Origin of the sequence: Mesorhizobium sp. M0715 (genome assembly GCF_040320355.1) — a bacterium.
In the GTDB taxonomy this organism is placed as follows: Bacteria; Pseudomonadota; Alphaproteobacteria; order Rhizobiales; family Rhizobiaceae; genus Mesorhizobium.
The window spans coordinates 35,640-53,202 of sequence record NZ_JAMYPL010000017.1 but is presented as its reverse complement, the minus strand read 5'-3'; the positions used below and the strand labels follow the sequence as shown (position 1 = coordinate 53,202).

The window sequence follows — 17,563 nt, the reverse complement described above, 5'->3', positions numbered from 1 at the left end:
TGGCATTTGCGCGGGTGGCGCATCCTGCCTAAGTAGATAGGATATATCCTAGCCGCCGCGCCGACAAACGAACCGAATGATCCCCCAATGACCGAAACCGATCTCGTTCCCGTCTTCGACGGCCACAACGATACGTTGCTCAGACTCTATCAGTCGAAAGACACGGACGTCGAAAAACTGTTCATCGAGGGGAAATCGGGCGGCCATATCGACCTGCCACGCGCGAAAGCCGGCGGCTTCGCCGGGGGCATGTTCGCCATCTTTCCGCCGCCTGTCGAGAAATCCAGGCGCGGCGCCGTGCCCCTGGCGCCGAGCGTCGCCGAACCGCTGCCGCCCGAGGTTCCGCGCAATGAGGCGCTGACCTCGACGATCGCCATGGCCTCGATCCTGTTCAGGCTGGAACGGGCCGGAGCGCTCACCGTCTGCCGCAGCGCCGGCGATGTGCGCAATGCCATGGCGCAAGGTTCGATCGCCGCGGTGTTCCACATCGAAGGGGTCGAGGCGATCGATCCCGAGCTCACCATGCTCGACGTGCTGCATGAAGCCGGCCTGCGCTCGCTCGGCATCGTCTGGAGCCGTCCGAACGCCTTCGGCCACGGCGTGCCGTTCCGCTTCCCGTCCTCGCCCGACACCGGACCCGGCCTGACCGATGCCGGCAAGGCGCTGGTCAAGGCATGCAACCAGTTGAAGATCATGATCGACCTGTCGCATCTCAACGAGAAGGGCTTTCGCGATGTCGCGGCGCTCAGCGATGCGCCGCTGGTCGCGACCCATTCCAACGTGCACGCGATCTGCGGCCATTCGCGCAACTTGACCGACTGGCAGCTCGGCGCGATCCGCGAAACCGGCGGCATGGTCGGGCTGAACTTCGCAACAGGCTTCCTGCGCGAGGACGGTCGCATGAATGCCGACACCAGCCTCGATATCATGGTGCGGCATATCGATTCGCTGTTGCAGGCGCTGGGTGAGGATGGCGTTGGTCTTGGCTCCGATTTCGACGGCGCCATGATCCCGGCCGTCATCGGGGATGTCGCCGGCCTGCCGAAGCTGATCGATGCATTGGCGGCACGCGGTTTCGGCCGCGCACTGATCGAAAAAATCGCCTATCGTAACTGGCTCAATATGCTCGAGAAAACGATAGGTTAGAGACAAGCCTGCGGCATGGCGTGTGCGGCCCGCCGGCATATGTCGACAAGGACATACTTCGTCTGTGGAAGCCGGATGCGATTGGGTGGATGCTGAAGACCTTCACGGATGAGGGCGGCGAATTCGAGCGAACCGATGTCGTCATCGTCGGTGCGGGTTTCACGGGCCTGTCGGCGGCGCTCGAGATGAAGAAGGCCGACATCGATTTCATCCTGCTCGAAGCACGCGACCGCGTCGGCGGACGCGTCGAGTCCCGACTGAACGGACTTGGCGAACGGATCGATAGTGGCGGCCAGTTCCTGTGCGAGGACATGCCGGAATTGATGGCGCTGATCGAGGCGCGCGGCAAGACGCTGGTTGAAACCTATGTCGATGGCGATTTCATCACCCAGCCGACGATGTCCGTACAAAGAGCAGAGCGGATCTATGACGCGGCAATGGCAATCCGCGAGCGCATGAACGGGATCGATCCGGACGACGTCTCGATTGCGGGGCTGACCGTTGCCGACTGGCTTGCCCGCCAGCGCGATTCGGCCGATGCCAGGGCCGTCTTCCGTTCGATGATCGAAGGTCTCTGGTGCATGGCGCTGGATCGGATTCCTCTCTGGTATCTGATCGACAATGACCGACGCGTCACCAACGAGGTGCCGGAGCTGCAATATTTCGTGCGCGAAACCATGCATTCACTGGCCGACGATCTGGCCCGCGACCTTGGCGACCGGTTGCGGCTCAGCGAGCCGGTCACGCGCATCGAGCACAGTTCGCAAGGTGTTCTTGTCGTTTCGGCCGGGGGTGCCATCGAGGCGCGCGCGGTTCTGGTTGCCGTCCCCCCGGCGACGGTGACGGAGCTCGCCTTTGTCCCTGCCTTGCCGGCTGGACTGGGGCGGGCGCTCGGCGCCTGGAAAAGCGGCGCGGCTATCAAGATCCTGGTGCGCTATGCCAAACCGTTTTGGCGCGGGCGGGATTTGAACGGCATGGTGTTGTGGCTCGATCCGCCGGGGCTGTTTGCCTGCGACGCCGGCAAGGATGTGGAGCATGCCGCGCTCGTCGTGTTCGTCGGCGGGCCGCTCGCGCTGCGCTGGCGCGACCTCGGCGAGCCGGAACTGCGTGCGGAGTTAACCGGCCGGTTGGAGGCAGCCCTTGGCCCGGATGCCGGTGGCGTCACCGATTTCAGTTTGCGTGACTGGATAGGAGATCGCTGGAGCGGCGGCGCGTACAGCGATCTTATTGTCGACGTGACAGCAAGAGATGCCGAGCGAACGATCCTTGCCGGCGCACCCCCGGTGTATCTCGCCTGTTCAGAACTCTCGCCGTCGTTTCCGGGGTATGTCGAGGGCGCTATCATTGCCGGGCGTATCGCCGCGCACAAGATCATTGCCGAGCTTCAAGCTCCGGCCTGAGCCTGGTCTTTTCGAAAAACTGTTTGGCAAGATCGGTCGGGTTGCGCCTCGAGCCCGAGCGCCGTCGAAGCTATGCCCGATTTTGCCCGACTTCGCCCGAATGCTGTTTCGAACTCGTTACAGTGCCAGTCCTTCGCCACCCCATCGTCGTTACAAAGTGCGGATAAGTTCATTTCACCGCCAAAAGAAACTCAGCGAAGGGGAAGGCAATGCATGCGAAAATCCAGACGATCCGCGGCGAGAGCCGCCTTCAGGCTCCAGAACGCAATGACCGCCGTCCGAAACTGGCGCTGCGCCAGCGGGCCAGCGACCACCCCATGGCGATGTTCATGGTGCTGGCTGCTTGCGCCTTCGTCGGCATGGCGTTCACGCCGACAATCGGGCCGGCCTTCGCTTCGTTGAATCCGCCGTCCAATCTCATCGACGGCGCGCAGACGACGACCAGGACCGCGCGTCTGCCGGTGCCGGTGACCGACTTCGCCTGCAAGGGCCAGGCCTGGGGTGCCGAGAGTATCGATTGCCTGCGCGCCATCGCCGAACAGTCCGGAACACACAAGAACCGCGCCATCCGCATGATCGCCTATGCCGCGCCCTTGGCCGACACGCCGAATATTTTCTGATTTTGTCGAAGCATGATCCGAAACCGTTCCCGCTTTGGGATCATGCTCTGGACTCCCCGAGCGCTCCCTCCAGCGCGCTCTTCTTCGGCCCCGGGGCCTCTTCCTTATCCTTTCAAGACCGCCTGTTCGGCAATGGCGGACAGCACACTGCGCACATCCAGCGTGCTGAACGGCTTTTCCAGGATCTGCGGCCGCTGCTGTGCCGGCAGCGCCTCGATTTCGGCTTTCGCACCGATCAGGTCGCCTGTGACCAGCACGAAACGCCGTGCCAGATCAGGCTTTTCGGCGAGCAACTCGCGATAGATCGATATGCCGCTAACGCCGGGCATGCGCAGGTCCGAAAAGACGATGTCCGGCGGCATGTGGCCGCTCAAAGTGGCGGCGCCCGTTTCCCAGACAGGAACGATCCGTGACTTGATGCCCATCAGTTCGAGAATGTCGGAGAGCGAGCCGGCGACATCCGGCTCGTCGTCGATGATCAAGGCATGGCGCAGGCCGCTCGATCGCGGCTGGTTGTCGCCGGCGGTGGCGAGGCCGGCCACGATGGCCGGCAGCTGGACGACGAAGCGCGCGCCTCTCGGGAGCACTTCCTCGAACCAGACATTGCCATTGTGCCGCTCGATGATCGATTTCGAGATCGACAGGCCGATGCCGGTGCCGACACCGACCGGCTTGGTGGTGAAATAGGATTCGAAGATGCGGCCGCGGATCGTTTCCGGCACGCCGGGCCCATTGTCCTCGACCGAGAAGCAGGGATGACCGCGGTCGCTGCGGAACGTCCGCACCTTGATCAGCCGGTCGCCGGCAATGCCGGCCAAAGCGTGCTGGCTGTTGATGAGGAAATTGGCCGCCACCTGCGTCACATGGTCGGCGTCGGCCATGGCCAGCAGCGGGCCGGCGGCGAAATCGGTGTCGATGGTGATGCCGCTCGAGCGCGCGCCATAGGCGGTCACTTCGAGTGCCGACCGGATCACCTGGTTGAGGTCGGTTTCGGCTTGTGCCGCGGGATGGAGGCGGACCATCGACAGGAAGCTCTTGACGATGCGGCCGCAGCGCTCGGCGGCCGCACGGACTTTCTCGGCGCGCACCTTGGTCTGCGGGTCGGAAGCGAATTCGTGCAGCAGCGTCGATTGCGCCACCACCACGGCCAGCGGGTTGTTGAGCTCGTGCGAGACGCCGGCCAGCAACGAACCCATCGCCGCCATCTTCTCGTTCTGGTGCAGCTTCTCACGCTGCCGGCCGATCTCCTCCTCGGCGCGCAATTTGTCGCGCAGGTCGCGGATGGAGCCGAAGATCAGGCGGCGGTCGGCAACCCGCATCTCGGTTGCCGTCAGCTCGATCGGGAACACTTCGCCGGCGGCGTTCTGGGTCACCGTCTCGAGCCGTTGGCCGACCATCGGCGCACCGCGGCCGGACATGTATTCGGCCCCCGAAGCATAGCCCTTGCGGTAGTAGATCGGCACGATCGTATCGAGCAGGTCCTTTCCGAGGATGTCGCTGCGCTGGAAGCCGAACATCTTCTCGGCAGCCGGATTGAATTCGATGATCGAGCCGGTCTCGTCGATGACGACGATGGCGTCGAGCGAGGCCTGCAGCATGGTGCGGCGAATGACCTCGCTGGCGTGGGCGTCGGAGGGCGAGCGCTCGATGGCGTCGCCGATGGCCAGCGCGATGATATGCAGCGTCGCCTCTTCCTCGTCCGTCCATGCACGCTCGTTGACGCAGTCATTGACCGCCAGCGTGCCCCAGAGATGGCCATGCGCGAAGACCGAGACCGAGAGGAACGATTTGATGTTCTGCTTCTCGAAATCGGTCCTCAGGAAGCCTTCGAGGTCGCGCGTGTGCCCGGCGAAGATCTTGCCTTGCCGTTCGTCCTCGGCAAGCCGCTCCAGCAGGGGGTCGGAATTGACGATCGATTGCATGATGACGGTCGGCGACGCCAGTTCGCCGCCGAAAAGAGGGTCGATCCAATAGGCGGCGACGGATTGGGCGAAGCCCTGGCCGGGCAGTTCGCGCAAGCGAAACAGGATGCCGCGCTGGCAATCCATGGCCCGGCAGAGCGTTTCCAGTATGCCGTCCATCTCGCGCTGCCAGTCGCCAGCCTCGCGAAGCCGGCGAACGACGCGCACGGCCGCCATCGCCGCGCCCTGCCTGAACCCTTGCATATAGGTGCTTGCTGCTTCAGCGATCATCTTGTGCCGTCATTCCGGAGTCGTGCCAATTCGGAGTCGTGCCAATTTCGGCTGGCGAGCAACCGAATCCTTCTGGCCCGGTGCTCAGTTGCCGTCGCCGGCCGGCAGCGAGAAGATATAGCCCTCGCCGCGCACCGTGCGCAGGAATTTCGGATTGGCGGGATCGGCCTCGATCTTCTTGCGTAGCCGCATGATGCGAATGTCGACCGCGCGTGACGATTCCGGATCTTCGGTGAAACCGATCGCCTCGGAGATAGCGGCGCGGGTCAGCAGCCGGTTGGCGCGGGTGAGGAAAATCTCCAGCACGTCGAACTCGCTCTTGGCCATATCGATCACCGCGCCATTGGCGCCGGTGACCAGTCTGCCGTCGAGATCGGCCTGAAAGGGGCCGAAGGCAACGGAACGGCGATCCGTCCCGGCCTTGTTGTCCTGGAGCTCCTTCGGCTGGGGAACCCGGCGCAACACGCTGCGCACCCTGGCCAGCACTTCGCGCAATTCGTAGGGTTTGACGATGTAGTCGTCGGCACCGAGTTCCAGCCCGACGATGCGGTCGAGCGCAGTGCCGGCCGCGGTGGCATAGATGATGCCGATCGGCAGTTTCGAACGCAGCCAGCGGCCGAGCGAGAGGCCGTCCTCGCCGGGCATGGCGATGTCGAGAATGGCGAGATGAAACGATTGCGTTTCAACGAGGCTGCGCGCCGCGGCAGCACTTTCAGCGGTGGCCACGTCATAGCCGGATGCGCCAAGATATTCGGCGACCGCGTCCCTGAGGTCGGGCTCGTCCTCGACGATAACAATTCTTGCCCGCACGATGCTTTCGCTCCCACTTTCAGTGGAAAGTAGATTGGGTATAAACATCATGTCCAGCACTCATATCCGGGTTGCCAGGGAACGGTTGGAAAATATGGCCGCACGATCCGTTATTGCGCTTGTTTCGGTAGCCGAAGTGGTCGCGACCGAACTCGCCGACCATCTCGAGCGGCGCGGCCACGACGTGCATCAGGCGCGCCAGCCCTGGGAGGCCGAATCGCTGCTGTCGGGAAAGGGCATCGACGTCGTCGTTGTCGGCGACAGCCTCAGCCAGGCGGAGGGGCGCGACCTGCTCAGACGTTATGGCGGCCAAGCAGGAGGCGGCGAGGGCGGGCCGGATTTCATCCTGATCTGCCGGCCGGCGGATCTTGTCGACAAGGTGCTGGCGCTGGAGCTTGGTGCGGCCGACGTCGTCGAGAGTCCGCTCAATGTCCGTGAACTGGCCGCCCGTGTCGGCGGCCTGCTTTCGCGCCGCGGCAGGGGCACCCAGGAACTGATCGTGCTGGAGAACGCGACCGTCGATCTGAGATCGGCCATGGTCATGCATCGCTCCGGCTCCGAGGAACAGCTTTCGCCCGGTCAGGTGGCGCTGCTTAGGTTGTTCCTGGCCAGTCCGCGCAAAGTGCTGACGCGCGATGATATCATCGCCGCGGCACCGGCCGAAAACGCCGACGCCTTCGATCGGTCGATTGATTCGCGCATCGTGCGGCTGCGCCGCAAGCTCGACACCGACACCATCACCACAATACGTGGAGCCGGCTATCGGTTCGATCCGCCGCGGCAATTCGCCGACTGACTGCCGGCTACTGGCGCAATCCCTTTTTTCTGGCATCGGATTTTCCATCTCTGGGCCGATGCTCTTGACGCTCAGCGTACCAGCAGAAGCGATGGCCCCACCGGCATGTCACTGCCCATGGTGAGTTCGCTTGCATGGGCGCGGTCCCTGAGGAGCACGGTAGCAAGACCGGCAAAGCCGAGCAGGCCCTGGGCGTAAAGCAGTGCGGACAGCACCGAAGCAGCGAATTTCGTTTTCATCGTCGCAGTTCCCCAAAAATGCCAATTCCCTAGAAATGAACCTGTTGCGGGTCGCTTCAGGATACCCCCGAAGTGCCCGCGCCGCCCACGGAGCCCCCCGTCGCGGCGCGGGCCTTCGGTCCTCTCGGCAGCAAGTTGCCGGAGGCGCCGCGCAAACCCGTCAGCCTAAGGCCGACCCGCCAGAGGGCCTTGAGCCGGGCGATGCGCAGGCTGGAAACAATCCAGACCGTGGCGAAAAACAGTGCGGCATGCAGCGTCGAAATCTCGCCTGATGTCATCGCGCCGAGGCTTGTCAGCGGGGTGCCGGCAACCGTGCCGACGCCGCCGATGACCGCTGCCGCGATGCTGATCCTGAGAAGCCAGGACAGCGCGTTCGATTTCGTTCCCATGTTCGTTACCGGCTGTTTTCGTTGCGTCAACTTTGCTCGCACCCCGTATCCGGATCATGCCGCTAGGAGCCGCGCTTTGTTGCAGGTTGGTTTCGATGCCGACGGTTGTTCTTTCACATGACGCCAATTAGCACTTTCGTTTGGGGGCGGATACTCATGTTCCCGACTCATGGTCTTGGCTGGGCGGGCCTGCCGAGCCCGTTCTAGCCAGGCTTATAAGGAGGCGTTTGTTAACCAGTGGAAACAGATTCGAAACAGAAACGAGTGTTTTGCGAAATCTCCTCGAAACATGACGTTGGGATAAGCGGCCATCGAATTGGAGCCGGCCTAACCGGCAGAGAGAGGGGACTTCATCATGCATACCGCCATTTCCGCCAAGCTCATCAACATCACCGCCGCTGCCTTGACTGGTGCAGCACTGCTGCTCGGCGCTGGCTCGGGTGCGGCGCACGCCGCCAACAAGATCGTGGCGCGCGTTTCGCTTTCGCAGCAGATCATGGAAGTCTCCGTCGACGGCCGGCCGACCTTCGCCTGGAAAGTCTCCACCGGCGACCGGGCCCATGTGACGCCGACCGGCTCGTTCAAGCCGACCCGCATGCATGAAATGTGGTACTCGAAGAAATACGACAACGCCCCGATGCCGCACTCGGTCTTCTTCAGCGGCGGCTATGCGGTGCACGCGACCTACGCGATCAAGCGCCTCGGCCAGCCGGCTTCGCATGGCTGCGTGCGGCTGCACCCCGACAACGCCGCCGATTTCTACCAGCTCGTCGAAACCTTCGGGGCGACCAACACCAGCATCGTCATCGTCAAGTAGCAGGCTGTGACCGACGGCGTGTCAGCATGCTGCCGCGCCTTGTTCAAGGCTCCCGCCGGAAAACGCTGCGGTATCGAGCACAGCTCGAACCGGGGTATTGAGTACAGCGCAAACCGGCGGTATCGAGCCCAGCCAAAAGAAAAGAGGCCGGAAATTTTCCGGCCTCTTTTCTTTTGCATTTGTCCTGGGCATTTCCGGGCAGGAAGCCGCATCCCTCGACCGTCCTAGCTCGGCAGTGCCGGCATCAGCTTGGGATCCGGCTTCTCCGCCAAATGAGGCAGGTCCTTGCTGGCGATGAAGGTGTAGAACATGGGCACGACGAAGAGCGTGAACAGGGTGCCGACCAGGATGCCGGTGAAGATGACCAGGCCCATCGAATAGCGGGCCGCGGCACCAGCGCCGCTGGACGTGATCAGCGGCACCACGCCGAGCGCCATCGCCGCTGTCGTCATCAGGATCGGCCGCAGGCGCACCTTGGCCGAGGCGATGATGGCGTCGCGCCGCCGCATGCCATGTTTTTCACGCTGCTGGTTGGCGAACTCGACCAGCAGGATGCCGTGCTTGGTTATCAGACCGATTAGTGTGATCAGGCCGACCTGCGTGTAGATGTTGAGCGTGCCGAGGCCCAGATTGAGCGGCACGATCGCGCCGAAGATCGACAGCGGCACCGCCATCATGATGATCAGCGGGTCGCGGAAGCTTTCAAACTGCGCCGCCAGCACCAGATAGATGACGACCACGGCGGCCGCGAAAGCGATCAGGATGGTGTTGCCCTGTTCCTTTTCCTGCCGCGATTGACCGGAATAGTCGAGGAAGAAGGTGTCGGGCAGGCTCTCCTTGGCAATGTCCTCCAGCGCCTTCAGCCCGTCGCCGGTCGTGACGCCGGGCAGCGGGAGCGCCGAAATCGTCGACGAATTCAGCTGGTTGAACTGCTCGATTGCCGCCGGCGCCGCATTGGTCGAAATCTTGACCACCGCCGATAGCGGCACCATCTCGCCCGTCACGCTGCGCACGAAGTATTCGCCGAGCTTGTCGGGGTTGTCGCGAAACTCTTGCGGCACCTGCGGGATGATGTCGTAGCTGTTGGAGTCGCGGTCGAACTGCGCCACTTCGGCGCCGCCGACCAGCAAGGTCAGCGTGCGGCCGATATCGGCGATCGGCAGGTTCAGCGCCGCGGCGCGGTCGCGGTCGATGGTCACCGTCACCTCCGGCGCGTCATAGGCCATCGAATTCTGCACGACGATGAAGCGGCCGGAGGCCTGCGCCTTGTTCTTGATCTGCTCGGCCACCTCGTACACCTCCGAGGAAGCGCCCGTCGATCGCACCACCATGGAAATGGGCAGGCCGCCACCGGAGCCCGGCAACGTCGGCGGTGCAAAGACGAAAGCCTCGACACCGGCCACTTTGGCGATACGGGCCGTAATGTCGGCTTGCAGTTCCTTCGAATTGCGCTTGCGTTCCGCCCAGTCCTTGAAGGCATAGCCGACGAAGGCGCTGTTTGTCGTGCCGCCGAAGGCGACGGCCGAGAACTGCGCCCGTGTTTCGGGAATATCCTTCACCAGGCCGAGGATCTGGTTGACGTATGTCTCGGTGTAATCGGAGGTCGCATAACGCGGCCCCGTCACAATCGAGAGCAGAAAGCCCTGGTCTTCTTCCGGCGCCAGTTCGCTCGAGGTCTTGGTGAACATGAAGCCGGTGACGCCGACAAGCGCAAGCACGATGATCAGCGTCAATGGGCGATAGTTCAGTGATCCGGTGACGGCCCGTTCATAGACATGCTCGACGCGCGCGAAGGTGCCGTCGACAATGCGCTGGAAACGGCCCGGCGTGCCGGACTTCAAGAGGCGTGCCGACATCATCGGGGTGATGGTGATGGCAATGACACCCGACAGCACCACCGAGCCGGCGAGCGTGACCGCGAATTCACGGAACAACGCGCCGGTCAGGCCGCCGGTGAAGGCCAGCGGCGCGAACACGGCGGCCAGCGTCATGGTCATGGCAACGATGGCCGACGATATTTCGCGCATACCGCTGAACGCGGCCTGCATCGGCGACATGTGGTCTTCTTCCATATGGCGATGGATGTTCTCCACCACCACGATGGCGTCGTCGACGACCAGGCCGATCGCCAGAACCATGGCCAGCAGCGACAGCAGGTTGATCGAGTAGCCGACCGCAAACAAAAGGAAGCAGACGCCGATCAGCGACAACGGGATGGTGATGATAGGCATCATCACCGACCGGAAGGAGCCAAGGAACAGAAGAATGACGACGATGACGATGGCAACCGCCTCGGCGATGGTCTTGAACACCTCTTCGATCGAGGCGCTGATCTGCCCGGTCGCGTCGTAGACGACCTCGATCGTCATTCCCTTCGGCAGTGTCTCCTGAATCTGTGGCACCAGCTTGGTGAGCGCCGCCGCCGTGGTCAGCGGATTGGCCGCCGGCGTCGGGAAGATGGCGAGGAAGGTGCCGGGCTTGCCGTTGAACGAGACCCTGGTGTCGGTGTTCTCGGCGGCGAGTTCGACGCGAGCCACGTCGCGCAACCGCACCACATTGCCGTCAGTCGAGCGCAGCGGCAGCTCGGCGAAGGCCTCCGGCGTCTGCAATGTCGAGCGCACGGTGATCGAGGAAACGACATACTCGTTCTGGGTGTTGCCGGGCGCCGACAGGAAGTTGGAATTGTTGATCGCCGTCAGCAGTTCGGAGGCCGTCACGCCGCGCGCGGCAAGCTTGACCGGATCGATCCAGACGCGCATCGAGTATTCCTGGGCGCCGAAGATCTGCACGTCGGCGACGCCTTCGACCGTCGACATGCGCGGCCTGATGACGCGCTCGATATACTCCGTAAGCTGCTCCTTCGTCATGTTCGGATTTTGCATCGAGATGTACATCATCGCGAACTGCTGGCCGGTGCCCTTGACGATGACAGGGTCCTTCGATGCGTCCGGCAAGGTGCCGCGCACGCCCTGGACCTTGGACAGAACTTCAGTCAGCGCGACGTCGGGGTTCGAGCCGAGCTTCATCTGCACCGTCACGGTGCTGGAGGACGGGCGGCTGGACGAGGTGACGTAGTCGATGTTTTCGGTCGAGGCGACGGCGCGCGCGATCGGGGCGGAAATGAAGCCCTGGATCAGATCGGCGCTGGCGCCCGGATAGGCCGTGGTGATGGTGATCGCCGTTTCGTCGACCTTCGGATACTGCCGGATCGACAGGTTGAAGATGCCCTGGAAACCCAGAAGCAGGATCATGCAGCCAAGGACCGTCGAAAGAACAGGCCGGCGAATGAAGAGATCGGAGATGCTCATTGCTGGCCGGCCTGCTTGTTTGCCGATTTGGTCGGGTCGATGGTGTTGTCCACAACGACGGACATGCCGTTGAAGAGGCGGTTCTGACCGGCGGTGACGACTTCGTCGCCAGCCTTCAGCCCCTCGACGATCTCGACCATGCCTTGATTGCGGCGGCCGGGCTTGACGAACACCTGCGACAGCACGAGCGCGGGCTTGTCACCTTCCGCCGCCGGCTTGGCCGCATCGGGAGCCTGGTCAGTCGGCTTTGCCGCATCGGCGGTGGGCTTGGCAGCATCAGCCGCCGGCTTCATGGCATCGGCCGGCTTGGTGTCCGCAGGCTTGGCATCAGCCGATTTGTCGGCTGCCGGCGCGGCGGGTTTTTCCTCCGGCTTGGCAGCTGGCGCCGCCTCGGCGGGCTTGGCTGGCTGCACCACGAAGATGTAGTCGCCATAGAGACTTGTCGTCAGCGCCGTCTGCGGCAGGGTCAGCACGTTCTGCTCTTCGGGCAGCTCGACACGCACCTGCACGAACTGGCCGGGGGTCAGCTTGCCATCGGGATTGGCGACTTCCGCCCGGATGTTCACCAGCCGGCTGGACGAGTCGATCTTCGGGTCGATGCCGCGAATGGCGCCTGCGAATGGCCTGTCCTCACCGCCAAAGCCCAATCGAATCGTCTGGCCTATCTTGAGCAAGGCGAGTTGCTGTTCGGGAACCGAGAAATCGACCCGCATCGTGTCGAGATCCTGCAATGTCACCACGGCGGTGCCGGGCGCCAGATACTGGCCGATATCGATCCTCGGAATGCCCACCGTGCCGCCGAAAGGCGCCGTCAACTGCTTCTGCTCGAGCACGGCCTGCAGCTTGGTGACCTGAGACGCCGAGGCCGAGGCCGCCGCACGCGCCGTGTCCAGCGTCGAGTCGGAGCCAACGCCACGCCTGGTCAGTTCGATGGCGCGGGCAAGCGATGTCTGATCGAGCGCGGCCTGAGCCTTCTGTGCGTCGAGATCGGCGCGCTCGACGGCGTCATCGAGCTGCAGCAGAACCGCATTGTCCGCCACCTTCTGGTTGGCATGGAAAAGGATGTCCTTGACGATACCGGTGGTCTCGACCGTCAGGTCGACACCGCGCACGGCCTTGACCGTACCGATCGCCTCGACGCCGGGCGTCCAGGCCGAAGGCTTGGCGATGGTTGTCGAAACGGTTGCTGCCGGCGGCTTCATCGATGCGAAGTACTGCTTGATGCCGTTGTCACGCAGGAAGTTGAAGCCCACGATGCCGCCGACCACGACGACGAGCAGGGCCAAAACCAGAACAATGATAAATATACGGAGTATGCGCTTGAACAAGGAAGTCCCCTCAGTCGAAAATCCGGCGCGAAGCGCGGATATCGGGACACATATCGACTGCGGGTCCCGATTTCAAATAATGGCGGTCTTACTGTACCGTCTGGACGGTCTTGTCAATTGGGCCTAAGCTTGCGATGGGAGGCACCATGAGAGCCCAACGACCGAATTCGCGCGAGAAGATTCTCGCCGCGGCGGCTGATGTTGCCCGGGAATCCGGACCAGGCAGCCTGTCGCTGGATGCCGTCGCCAGCCGTGCCGGCGTGTCGAAAGGAGGGCTCCTCTACAACTTCCCGACCAAGGCCAAATTGATGCAAGGTTTGGTCGAAGGCTATCTGCGTGAGTTCGAGCACGCGCTGGAAGCCGCCCGCACAAATGACAAGGACGAAAATCCCCTGGCCGTCTACATCAGGCTGTCGGCCAATGATTGCGAGGAAAAGCAGCCGTCGGCGTCCTGGATCTTCTCGGCCATCGCCGAGGATCCCGATTTCATGATGCCGATAAAGACCTTCAAGCGGCAGCTTTTCGAGCGGCTGAAGGGCGAAACGCCGGATCTCAAATCGCTATTGATCTGCTATCTCGCCATCGAGGGATTGCGCAGCATGAACCTCTTCGATTCGGATGTCCTGTCGAAAGACGAGCGCGAGCTGTTGGTATCGTCCCTGCTCGAGATTGCCAAATAGGTCGCCCACCCGCTTTTCGGCCAGGCCTGTGCGTCAACGCGGTTCGCCGGCGTCACACAGGGTTCATCGTGCGGCCATAGCGTTCTTCCCAGTTCTTTGCTGCAATGCATCTGGAGTGGGACATGGTGGATATAGTTCCAGCGAGGCGGGCATTCCGAGACCGGATCATCCGCTGGAACAATCGGGCAGCGCGAAGTGGTTCCTGCCCGCCTTCGGCGTGCGCAGCGCCGCCCCATTGCAGCCGGAACCGTTCGCCGCCATCGTTCCGGCAACGCCCGACGCAATTTGCTGCTTGCCTGAGTGCTGACGCTGCCGTGCTCGATCACGCTCGGCCCTGAAGGCTTTAGTCTAGCATTTGCTTCCGGCGGCCAGTAGCGGGGTGTCTCCTGGTTGGATTCCGCTGCTCGTTCGACGCGAGAGTTTCGGGATAGCGGCGATCAACTCTTGGGTATAGGCCTGCTGCGGACGATCCAGAACGTCTTCCGTATTGCCATACTCAACCAGCTTGCCGTGCTGCATGACCGCAACGTGCTCGCAGAGATAACGCACCACGCCCAGATCGTGGGAAATCAGGATCAGCGTCAGCGACAATTCGCGGCGCAGCCGCGCAAAGAGGCCGAGCACCTGGGCCTGGATGGTGACGTCCAGAGCGGAGGTGACTTCATCGGCGATCAAGATCTCGGGCTCCAGCGCCAGGGCTCTGGCGATGCCGACGCGCTGCCGCTGGCCGCCGGAAAGCTGCGTGGTGCGTCGGTCCAGCAACTGGCGTGGCAATTCCACTTTTTCCATCAGCTCACGGATCCGCTCCGGGATGTCTCTTTCCGGGCAGATGTTCTGTTGCCGCAGCGGTTCGGCGAGAGTTCGCGCAACCGTAAACGCCGGGTTGAGGGACATGAACGGGTCCTGGAACACCATCTGCAGTTTGCGAACCTGCTCCGGTCGGCGCTGCCTCAGTGCGCGATCGAGCGATTGGCCGTCCACCTCGATCTCTCCTTGTTGCGGCTGCACAAGGCCTGCAATAGCCCGGGCTATGGTGCTCTTGCCGGAACCGGACTCGCCGACGATCCCCAGCGCCCCACCGCGCCGCAATGCCAGCGAAACATTGTCGACGGCGCGCACGATTTGCGGCGGCTTGCGCGTCGCCCAGGCCGCAAGGCTCTGCCCAGGGTAGAAGTTCACGCACAGGTTCTTCACCAGGAGATGCGGCTCCGTCGCCACGGGGCAGGCATGCGTGGTCGGCTTCATCAGCGAGGGTTGGGAAGCGATCAGGCGCTTCGTGTATTCATGGGCGGGGTCACGCAGGATCTGATCGACCGAGCCGATTTCCAGCACCGCACCGTCCTTCATGACGACGACGCGGTCGCACATTTCCGCGATCACGCCAAGGTCGTGAGAGACCAGAATGACCGACAACTTGCGTTCACGCCGGATGCCGCGGAGCAGGTCGAGTATCTGAGCTTGCACCGTGACATCAAGTGCCGTCGTGGGCTCGTCGGCAATCAGCAGTTTCGGTTCGCAGGCAAGGGCCGCCGCAATCATCACCCGCTGACGCATGCCACCGGACAGCTCGTGAGGATAGGCGCCCGCGCGCCTTGACGCGTCCTTGATATGCATGTCTTCGAGCAGTCCGACCGCCCGCGCATTGGCCTGCCGCCAGGATATGCCCTGATGGACCACCATCGCCTCGCCCACCTGACGCCCGACCGTCATGATCGGATCAAGATGCGTCGACGGGTTCTGGAAGATCATCGCCGCTTGCCCGCCGCGCAGCCGGCCCAGCTCGGCATCCTTCATGGCGAGGACATCGCTGCCCTCGAACATGATCCGGCCCGACTTCACCAGTGCGTTGCCGGCAATCAGCTTGAGGATGGCTCTGCAGGCCACCGTCTTGCCCGATCCGGATTCACCGACGATCCCAAGGACTTCTCCCGCTTTTAGTGAAAAGCTGACGCCGCGCAGGGCGTGGACGTCGCCAAAATTGGTGGTGAAGTCGATGGTGAGGTTCTCGACGCTGACGAGGTCGCTCATCTCAGGATTCCGTGTTCAGGAGGCGGGCGAGACCATCAGCGGTCAAGGAGAGGCCCAGCGCCAGAAGGCAGATGGCGATGCCTGGGAAGATCGCAATCCACCATGCGGTCGTCAGGTAGGTCTGCCCATCCGCGATCATGGCGCCCCATTCGGGCGTCGGCGGTTGTACGCCGAGGCCGAGAAAACCCAATGATGATCCGAGCACGATGGCCAGCACGGCATCGGTCATGACGAAGACGATCGATGGGACGATGGCATTCGGCAGGATGTGGAACAGCATGATGCGCAAATGCCCAAAACCCATGCCACGTGCCGCCAGCACGAAATCGACGCCGCGCAGCACCAGCGCCTGGCTCCGCACAAGTCGGGCATAGCTGACCCAGTTCACCAAGGTGAGCGAGATGAAGTAGCTCTTGAGGCCGGGCCCCAGCACGGCCACGATGGCGATCACGAGGACGAAATAGGGAAATGATACGGTGACCTCGAGGATGCGCATCAGCACCGCATCGATCCTGCCGCCCAGATAGCCGGCGATGAGGCCGATGGTCGTCCCCAGGATGATCGGACCGACCACGCCGAAGAAGGCCATGGCGAGATCGTAGCGCGCGGCAAACAGTGTCCGCGCCAGGACATCGCGGCCGATGGCGTCCGTGCCAAACCAATGCTCGGCGCCAGGTGGTTTCAGCGCCTGCATCACATCGACCTTGATCGGGTCGAAACTGGTCAGCACCGGCGCCAGAATGGCCACGACGATCCAGGCCAAGGTGATGGCGCCGCCAATGGCCAAGGTTGCCGGCATCGTGCGGATCCGCGCCATGGCCAAGGAGCCGCTGCCTCGCATCACATCGCTCATAATTCCACCCTCGGGTCGAGAATGGCGGTCAAGACATCGACGGCAAAATTCGAAATGACGACACCTACGGCAAGCAGCAGGGCCACCGCCTGGACGACGAACTGGTCGTGCGTGAGAACGCCGCGGATGAGCAGGTTGCCGAGCCCTGGAATGTTGAAGACATTTTCGACAACGACCGTCCCGCCGATCAGGAAGGCGACCACGACGCCCAGCAGATTGACTGTCGGCAACAGGGAATTCCAGAACACATGCCGGGAAAAGATGTAGCTTTCCGGCAGGCCCCTGGAGCGGCAGGCGATCGCATAATCCTTGTCCAGCTGCTGAATGAAGGTCGCGCGCAGATTGCGCGCGAGGATCGGCGTCACCCCGATACCGATCGTCAGGGCCGGCAAGAACAGATGCCACAGATTGTTGATAAAGGTCGGTCCGTAACCGGATACCGGGAAAATCTTCAGCCGCAGGCAGAAGCCCATGATCAACAGCAGGCCGACAAAGTAGGACGGCACGCCGACGCCCGCGACGCAGACGAGACGGATGAGGTGATCGATCCACCGTCCGCGCTGCCGGGCAGCGGTGACCGCGAGCGCGAATGTCAACAGCAGCGAGATGACAAGGCCATAGAGGATCAAGAAAACCGTTGGCGCGATCCGTGCCGCGATGACGCCGCTGACGGGACCCCGGAAGGCGATCGACTGACCGAAATCGCCGCGCAGGCAATTCAGCACGTAATAGAAATACTGCACGGGGATGGGCTGATCGAGACCGTATCGCGCCCGCACGAATTCGATCGCCTCCTGACTGGCCTTGGGGCCAAGCATGAGGCGAACCGGATCGCCGGGTGTCATTTGCAGCAGCAGGAAGGTGATCACACTGATACCCAGCAGCACGGGGATCAACTGTATCGGCCGTCTAAGCACGAAGGAGAATCGATTCATGGTCGGGATCCTGGTGTCAAAT

At 62.7% G+C, this 17,563-nt stretch carries 15 protein-coding genes; 6 read left to right on the top strand and 9 right to left on the bottom strand.

Annotated elements, in window-relative coordinates:
• The first annotated feature begins 87 nt into the window (after positions 1–87).
• The 3 genes from NKI21_RS20035 to NKI21_RS20025 all read left to right on the top strand — a co-directional run bounded on the left by NKI21_RS20035 (position 88) and on the right by NKI21_RS20025 (position 3,166).
• The gene (locus NKI21_RS20035; RefSeq protein ID WP_127295190.1) at positions 88–1,146 is read left to right on the top strand and encodes a dipeptidase; all 1,059 of its coding nucleotides are present in this window, start codon (positions 88–90) and stop codon (positions 1,144–1,146) included.
• Positions 1,147–1,235: 89 nt separating this feature from the next.
• A complete protein-coding gene (locus NKI21_RS20030) occupies positions 1,236–2,546 on the top strand; it encodes a flavin monoamine oxidase family protein (RefSeq protein WP_352866917.1) in 1,311 nt (436 codons plus the stop codon).
• 209 nt (positions 2,547–2,755) lie between these two features.
• Positions 2,756–3,166 (top strand): hypothetical protein, encoded by a 411-nt coding sequence (locus NKI21_RS20025; protein ID WP_023811012.1) that lies wholly within the window; start codon positions 2,756–2,758, stop codon positions 3,164–3,166.
• Between the two features lie 104 nt (positions 3,167–3,270).
• Here NKI21_RS20025 and NKI21_RS20020 read toward each other — a convergent pair whose 3' ends face one another.
• A complete protein-coding gene (locus tag NKI21_RS20020; RefSeq protein WP_352442057.1) occupies positions 3,271–5,358 on the bottom strand; it encodes an ATP-binding protein in 2,088 nt (695 codons plus the stop codon).
• 84 nt (positions 5,359–5,442) lie between these two features.
• On the bottom strand, positions 5,443–6,216 hold the full coding sequence (locus NKI21_RS20015; protein ID WP_196815325.1) for a response regulator: 774 nt from the start codon (positions 6,214–6,216) through the stop codon (positions 5,443–5,445).
• A gap of 46 nt (positions 6,217–6,262) precedes the next feature.
• Between NKI21_RS20015 and NKI21_RS20010 the strand changes: the two genes are divergently transcribed.
• Positions 6,263–6,964, top strand: a complete 702-nt coding sequence (locus NKI21_RS20010) for a response regulator transcription factor (RefSeq protein WP_127295240.1) — start codon at positions 6,263–6,265, stop codon at positions 6,962–6,964.
• 71 nt (positions 6,965–7,035) lie between these two features.
• On the opposite strand, the gene NKI21_RS20005 is transcribed toward NKI21_RS20010, so the two are convergent.
• Positions 7,036–7,203 (bottom strand): hypothetical protein, encoded by a 168-nt coding sequence (locus tag NKI21_RS20005; RefSeq protein WP_081738724.1) that lies wholly within the window; start codon positions 7,201–7,203, stop codon positions 7,036–7,038.
• Positions 7,204–7,259: 56 nt separating this feature from the next.
• Complete coding sequence (locus tag NKI21_RS20000) at positions 7,260–7,592, bottom strand: hypothetical protein (RefSeq protein WP_023811017.1); 333 nt, start codon at positions 7,590–7,592, stop codon at positions 7,260–7,262.
• Positions 7,593–7,947: 355 nt separating this feature from the next.
• Here NKI21_RS20000 and NKI21_RS19995 point away from each other — a divergent pair, with 355 nt between their 5' ends.
• Positions 7,948–8,409, top strand: coding sequence for a L,D-transpeptidase (locus NKI21_RS19995; protein WP_023811018.1), 462 nt, complete (start codon positions 7,948–7,950; stop codon positions 8,407–8,409).
• A 224-nt stretch (positions 8,410–8,633) separates the two neighbouring features.
• Here the strand turns inward: NKI21_RS19995 and NKI21_RS19990 are convergent, their stop codons facing one another.
• Both NKI21_RS19990 and NKI21_RS19985 read right to left on the bottom strand, forming a co-directional pair.
• Positions 8,634–11,717, bottom strand: a complete 3,084-nt coding sequence (locus NKI21_RS19990) for an efflux RND transporter permease subunit (protein WP_023811019.1) — start codon at positions 11,715–11,717, stop codon at positions 8,634–8,636.
• Entirely contained in the window at positions 11,714–13,045 is a 1,332-nt protein-coding gene (locus NKI21_RS19985) for an efflux RND transporter periplasmic adaptor subunit (protein WP_128305042.1), read from the bottom strand. The genes NKI21_RS19990 and NKI21_RS19985 overlap by 4 nt, the downstream gene beginning before the upstream one ends.
• Before the next feature lie 146 nt (positions 13,046–13,191).
• Here NKI21_RS19985 and NKI21_RS19980 point away from each other — a divergent pair, with 146 nt between their 5' ends.
• Positions 13,192–13,725 (top strand): TetR/AcrR family transcriptional regulator, encoded by a 534-nt coding sequence (locus tag NKI21_RS19980; RefSeq protein WP_023811021.1) that lies wholly within the window; start codon positions 13,192–13,194, stop codon positions 13,723–13,725.
• A gap of 348 nt (positions 13,726–14,073) precedes the next feature.
• Here the strand turns inward: NKI21_RS19980 and NKI21_RS19975 are convergent, their stop codons facing one another.
• From NKI21_RS19975 to NKI21_RS19965, 3 genes are read right to left on the bottom strand one after another with little or no spacing between them, the layout of a single operon-like run.
• Complete coding sequence (locus NKI21_RS19975; RefSeq protein ID WP_352866909.1) at positions 14,074–15,753, bottom strand: dipeptide ABC transporter ATP-binding protein; 1,680 nt, start codon at positions 15,751–15,753, stop codon at positions 14,074–14,076.
• A gap of 1 nt (position 15,754) precedes the next feature.
• Positions 15,755–16,606: an ABC transporter permease gene (locus NKI21_RS19970; protein ID WP_245273208.1), complete on the bottom strand. Its 852-nt coding sequence runs from the start codon at positions 16,604–16,606 to the stop codon at positions 15,755–15,757.
• Complete coding sequence (locus NKI21_RS19965; RefSeq protein ID WP_023811025.1) at positions 16,603–17,541, bottom strand: ABC transporter permease; 939 nt, start codon at positions 17,539–17,541, stop codon at positions 16,603–16,605. The genes NKI21_RS19970 and NKI21_RS19965 overlap by 4 nt, the downstream gene beginning before the upstream one ends.
• Positions 17,542–17,563 lie beyond the last annotated feature (22 nt).